At 52.3% G+C, this 5,702-nt stretch carries 2 tRNA genes and 3 rRNA genes; all 5 read left to right on the top strand.

From position 1 onward, the window contains the following. Window positions 1-232: 232 nt before the first annotated feature. The 5 genes from M0D69_RS43220 to rrf all read left to right on the top strand — a co-directional run bounded on the left by M0D69_RS43220 (window position 233) and on the right by rrf (window position 5,641). Window positions 233-1,765, top strand: a 16S ribosomal RNA gene (locus tag M0D69_RS43220). A 70-nt stretch (window positions 1,766-1,835) separates the two neighbouring features. Next, window positions 1,836-1,912 (top strand) — tRNA-Ile (locus tag M0D69_RS43215). Between the two features lie 77 nt (window positions 1,913-1,989). After that, window positions 1,990-2,065: transfer RNA gene (locus M0D69_RS43210), tRNA-Ala, on the top strand. 400 nt (window positions 2,066-2,465) lie between these two features. Then, window positions 2,466-5,346 (top strand): 23S ribosomal RNA (locus M0D69_RS43205). A gap of 182 nt (window positions 5,347-5,528) precedes the next feature. Further along, window positions 5,529-5,641, top strand: a 5S ribosomal RNA gene (gene rrf, locus M0D69_RS43200). Together the 16S, 23S and 5S rRNA genes with 2 tRNA genes alongside form the textbook arrangement of a ribosomal RNA operon. Window positions 5,642-5,702: the final 61 nt, after the last annotated feature.

The following is a 5,702-nucleotide window of genomic DNA, read 5'->3' as shown; positions in this document are numbered from 1 at the left end:
TTTTGGCGAATGTTCTTTAAAAACTAACAGCCGATAAGTGTGGGCGCTTGGTGCTTTGCTGAGAAGCGTGGTGGTGTTCTTCGGAGCGCTGCCGTGAAGCGAAAGTATCAAGTCTCACACTAGTATTAAGGTAGGTTTTGAGCGTCTTTCTGTAAAAGGGAAGATGGGAGGAACTTGTCAGTACGTTGAGTGAGCGACCTATTCGGAAGAATAGAAAACAGTAACAGGCATTGAACTGAAGAGTTTGATCCTGGCTCAGATTGAACGCTGGCGGCATGCCTTACACATGCAAGTCGAACGGCAGCACGGGGGCAACCCTGGTGGCGAGTGGCGAACGGGTGAGTAATACATCGGAACGTGTCCTGTAGTGGGGGATAGCCCGGCGAAAGCCGGATTAATACCGCATACGATCTACGGAAGAAAGCGGGGGATCCTTCGGGACCTCGCGCTATAGGGGCGGCCGATGGCAGATTAGCTAGTTGGTGGGGTAAAGGCCTACCAAGGCGACGATCTGTAGCTGGTCTGAGAGGACGACCAGCCACACTGGGACTGAGACACGGCCCAGACTCCTACGGGAGGCAGCAGTGGGGAATTTTGGACAATGGGGGAAACCCTGATCCAGCAATGCCGCGTGTGTGAAGAAGGCCTTCGGGTTGTAAAGCACTTTTGTCCGGAAAGAAAACTTCTCCATTAATACTGGGGGAGGATGACGGTACCGGAAGAATAAGCACCGGCTAACTACGTGCCAGCAGCCGCGGTAATACGTAGGGTGCGAGCGTTAATCGGAATTACTGGGCGTAAAGCGTGCGCAGGCGGTTCGTTAAGACAGATGTGAAATCCCCGGGCTTAACCTGGGAACTGCATTTGTGACTGGCGAGCTAGAGTATGGCAGAGGGGGGTAGAATTCCACGTGTAGCAGTGAAATGCGTAGAGATGTGGAGGAATACCGATGGCGAAGGCAGCCCCCTGGGCCAATACTGACGCTCATGCACGAAAGCGTGGGGAGCAAACAGGATTAGATACCCTGGTAGTCCACGCCCTAAACGATGTCAACTAGTTGTTGGGTCTTCATTGACTTAGTAACGTAGCTAACGCGTGAAGTTGACCGCCTGGGGAGTACGGTCGCAAGATTAAAACTCAAAGGAATTGACGGGGACCCGCACAAGCGGTGGATGATGTGGATTAATTCGATGCAACGCGAAAAACCTTACCTACCCTTGACATGGTCGGAACCCTGCTGAAAGGTGGGGGTGCTCGAAAGAGAACCGATACACAGGTGCTGCATGGCTGTCGTCAGCTCGTGTCGTGAGATGTTGGGTTAAGTCCCGCAACGAGCGCAACCCTTGTCCTTAGTTGCTACGCAAGAGCACTCTAAGGAGACTGCCGGTGACAAACCGGAGGAAGGTGGGGATGACGTCAAGTCCTCATGGCCCTTATGGGTAGGGCTTCACACGTCATACAATGGTCGGAACAGAGGGCTGCCAACCCGTGAGGGGGAGCTAATCCCAGAAAACCGATCGTAGTCCGGATCGTAGTCTGCAACTCGACTACGTGAAGCTGGAATCGCTAGTAATCGCGGATCAGCATGCCGCGGTGAATACGTTCCCGGGTCTTGTACACACCGCCCGTCACACCATGGGAGTGGGTTTTACCAGAAGTGGCTAGTCTAACCGCAAGGAGGACGGTCACCACGGTAGGATTCATGACTGGGGTGAAGTCGTAACAAGGTAGCCGTATCGGAAGGTGCGGCTGGATCACCTCCTTTCTCGAGCTCAACGTGTTTGAAGTGAAGTGCTAAAGCGCTCACGCTTATCGGCTGTAAGAAGACAGGCTAAGGGTCTGTAGCTCAGTTGGTTAGAGCACCGTCTTGATAAGGCGGGGGTCGTTGGTTCGAATCCAACCAGACCCACCATGATTCGCTTAGAAGGTGATTAATGATTGGTTAATCACGCTGAGTTGAATCTACGGACCCTCAAGCATCAAGGTACTGGGGGATTAGCTCAGCTGGGAGAGCACCTGCTTTGCAAGCAGGGGGTCGTCGGTTCGATCCCGTCATCCTCCACCAATCACCAACGCATAGCATTCTTTAAACGAAAGCGTTTAAATCAAGAGTGATTATGCATTGGCGATTGAGCCAGTCAGTAAGCGATTTTAAGCATAGCGCTTAAAGTGGTGCTGTCGTTCTTTAACAATCTGGAAGAAGTAGTAAAGAGATTCACGAAAATACACTTAGAGATGGGTGTGTGAGTAGGTGAATCAGGGTTGTGATTGTATCAATGTATGAAAAGGGGAATCGAAAGATTGCTCTTGGAATACGGCGCAACACGAATACTCAACCTATGGCGACATGTGAATTTGATTGCCCGGAGTAGGCGCTTTGCTAGCTCGGGTCTAGCCCCTAGGGGGTCGGGCCAGAGTAAGCACTGAAGTGCCCACGCTGGGCGAGAGAGACACACTCGTTATAGGGTCAAGCGAACAAGTGCATGTGGTGGATGCCTTGGCGATCACAGGCGATGAAGGACGCGGTAGCCTGCGAAAAGCGACGGGGAGCTGGCAAACGAGCTTTGATCCGTCGATGTCCGAATGGGGAAACCCGGCCCTTCTGGGTCATCCTGAGCTGAATACATAGGCTCAGAGAAGCGAACGCGGTGAACTGAAACATCTAAGTAACCGCAGGAAAAGAAATCAACCGAGATTCCCAAAGTAGTGGCGAGCGAAATGGGATCAGCCTGTACTCTTTAGCACGACCGTTAGCCGAACACTCTGGAAAGTGTGGCCATAGCAGGTGATAGCCCTGTAGGCGAAAGCGGATGTGTGGAACTAGGTGTACGACAAGTAGGGCGGGACACGTGAAATCCTGTCTGAAGATGGGGGGACCATCCTCCAAGGCTAAATACTCGTGATCGACCGATAGTGAACCAGTACCGTGAGGGAAAGGCGAAAAGAACCCCGGGAGGGGAGTGAAATAGATCCTGAAACCGCATGCATACAAACAGTCGGAGCCTCGTAAGGGGTGACGGCGTACCTTTTGTATAATGGGTCAGCGACTTACGTTCAGTAGCAAGCTTAACTGATTAAGGCAGGCGTAGCGAAAGCGAGTCCGAATAGGGCGTTCAGTTGCTGGGCGTAGACCCGAAACCAAGTGATCTATCCATGGCCAGGTTGAAGGTGCGGTAACACGTACTGGAGGACCGAACCCACTAATGTTGAAAAATTAGGGGATGAGCTGTGGATAGGGGTGAAAGGCTAAACAAACTTGGAAATAGCTGGTTCTCTCCGAAAACTATTTAGGTAGTGCCTCGTGTATCACCTTCGGGGGTAGAGCACTGTCATGGTTGTGGGGTCCATTGCGGATTACTACGCCATAGCAAACTCCGAATACCGAAGAGTGCAATCACGGGAGACAGACATCGGGTGCTAACGTCCGGTGTCAAGAGGGAAACAACCCAGACCGCCAGCTAAGGTCCCCAAATATTGCTAAGTGGGAAACGAAGTGGGAAGGCTAAAACAGTCAGGAGGTTGGCTTAGAAGCAGCCACCCTTTAAAGAAAGCGTAATAGCTCACTGATCGAGTCGTCCTGCGCGGAAGATGTAACGGGGCTAAGCAATATACCGAAGCTGCGGATGCGAGATTTATCTCGCATGGTAGGAGAGCGTTCCGTAAGCCTGTGAAGGTGCATTGAAAAGTGTGCTGGAGGTATCGGAAGTGCGAATGCTGACATGAGTAGCGATAAAGGGGGTGAAAAGCCCCCTCGCCGTAAGCCCAAGGTTTCCTACGCAACGTTCATCGGCGTAGGGTGAGTCGGCCCCTAAGGCGAGGCAGAAATGCGTAGCTGATGGGAAGCAGGTTAATATTCCTGCACCATTGTTAAATGCGATGGGGGGACGGATCGCGGAAGGTTGTCCGGGTGTTGGAAGTCCCGGTCCTTGCATTGGAGAAGGCGCTTAGGCAAATCCGGGCGCGGAATTCAAGGGTGTGAGGCCATTCACTTAGGTGAAGAAGCAATCGGAAGTGGTTCCAAGAAAAGCCTCTAAGCTTCAGTTTAACAAGACCGTACCGCAAACCGACACAGGTGGGCGAGATGAGTATTCTAAGGCGCTTGAGAGAACTCGGGAGAAGGAACTCGGCAAATTGGTACCGTAACTTCGGGATAAGGTACGCCCCGCAAGCTTGATGCGCCTGCGCGCAAAGGGTGAAGGGGTTGCAATAAACTGGTGGCTGCGACTGTTTAATAAAAACACAGCACTCTGCAAACACGAAAGTGGACGTATAGGGTGTGACGCCTGCCCGGTGCCGGAAGATTAAATGATGGGGTGCAAGCTCTTGATTGAAGTCCCGGTAAACGGCGGCCGTAACTATAACGGTCCTAAGGTAGCGAAATTCCTTGTCGGGTAAGTTCCGACCTGCACGAATGGCGTAACGATGGCCACACTGTCTCCTCCCGAGACTCAGCGAAGTTGAAGTGTTTGTGATGATGCAATCTCCCCGCGGCTAGACGGAAAGACCCCATGAACCTTTACTGTAGCTTTGCATTGGACTTTGAACCGATCTGTGTAGGATAGGTGGGAGGCTATGAAACCGGAACGCTAGTTTCGGTGGAGCCGTCCTTGAAATACCACCCTGGTTTGTTTGAGGTTCTAACCTTGGCCCGTGATCCGGGTCGGGGACAGTGCATGGTAGGCAGTTTGACTGGGGCGGTCTCCTCCCAAAGTGTAACGGAGGAGTACGAAGGTACGCTAGGTACGGTCGGAAATCGTGCTGATAGTGCAATGGCATAAGCGTGCTTAACTGCGAGACCGACAAGTCGAGCAGGTGCGAAAGCAGGTCATAGTGATCCGGTGGTTCTGTATGGAAGGGCCATCGCTCAACGGATAAAAGGTACTCTGGGGATAACAGGCTGATACCGCCCAAGAGTTCATATCGACGGCGGTGTTTGGCACCTCGATGTCGGCTCATCTCATCCTGGGGCTGTAGCCGGTCCCAAGGGTATGGCTGTTCGCCATTTAAAGAGGTACGTGAGCTGGGTTTAAAACGTCGTGAGACAGTTTGGTCCCTATCTGCCGTGGGCGTTGGATATTTGAAGGGGGCTGCTCCTAGTACGAGAGGACCGGAGTGGACGAACCTCTGGTGTACCGGTTGTCACGCCAGTGGCATCGCCGGGTAGCTATGTTCGGAAGAGATAACCGCTGAAAGCATCTAAGCGGGAAACTCGCCTTGAGATGAGATATCCCTGGAGCTTCGAGCTCCTTGAAGGGTCGTTCTAGACCAGGACGTTGATAGGTCAGGTGTGGAAGTGCAGTAATGCATTAAGCTAACTGATACTAATTGCCCGTAAGGCTTGATCCTATAACCAGTGTGTTTCTGATGAGCGAAATGCTCACACACGCCAAGGTTGAGATCAGTGTTGTGCCAACAAACACAACCCTAAGCAACACCAGTAATAACGAGGCGTGCTAAACACATGCGCTCGACTACTTCTTCCCCAGATTGGTTGCGCTGACCAAACACCAGCGCAACACCCCCTCATGCCTGATGACCATAGCGAGTTGGTACCACCCCTTCCCATCCCGAACAGGACCGTGAAACGACTCCACGCCAATGATAGTGCGGATTCCCGTGTGAAAGTAGGTAATCGTCAGGCTCCTCATCTGCTCACAAGCCGCTTTCGAGCACTTGCCAGCTAACAAAAACCCCACCCAAAA

It is taken from the genome of Caballeronia sp. SEWSISQ10-4 2 (genome assembly GCF_030464885.1).
In the GTDB taxonomy this organism is placed as follows: domain Bacteria; phylum Pseudomonadota; class Gammaproteobacteria; order Burkholderiales; family Burkholderiaceae; genus Caballeronia.
The sequence above is the reverse complement of the archived record's forward strand: the minus strand, read 5'-3'. Positions and strand labels throughout refer to the sequence as shown.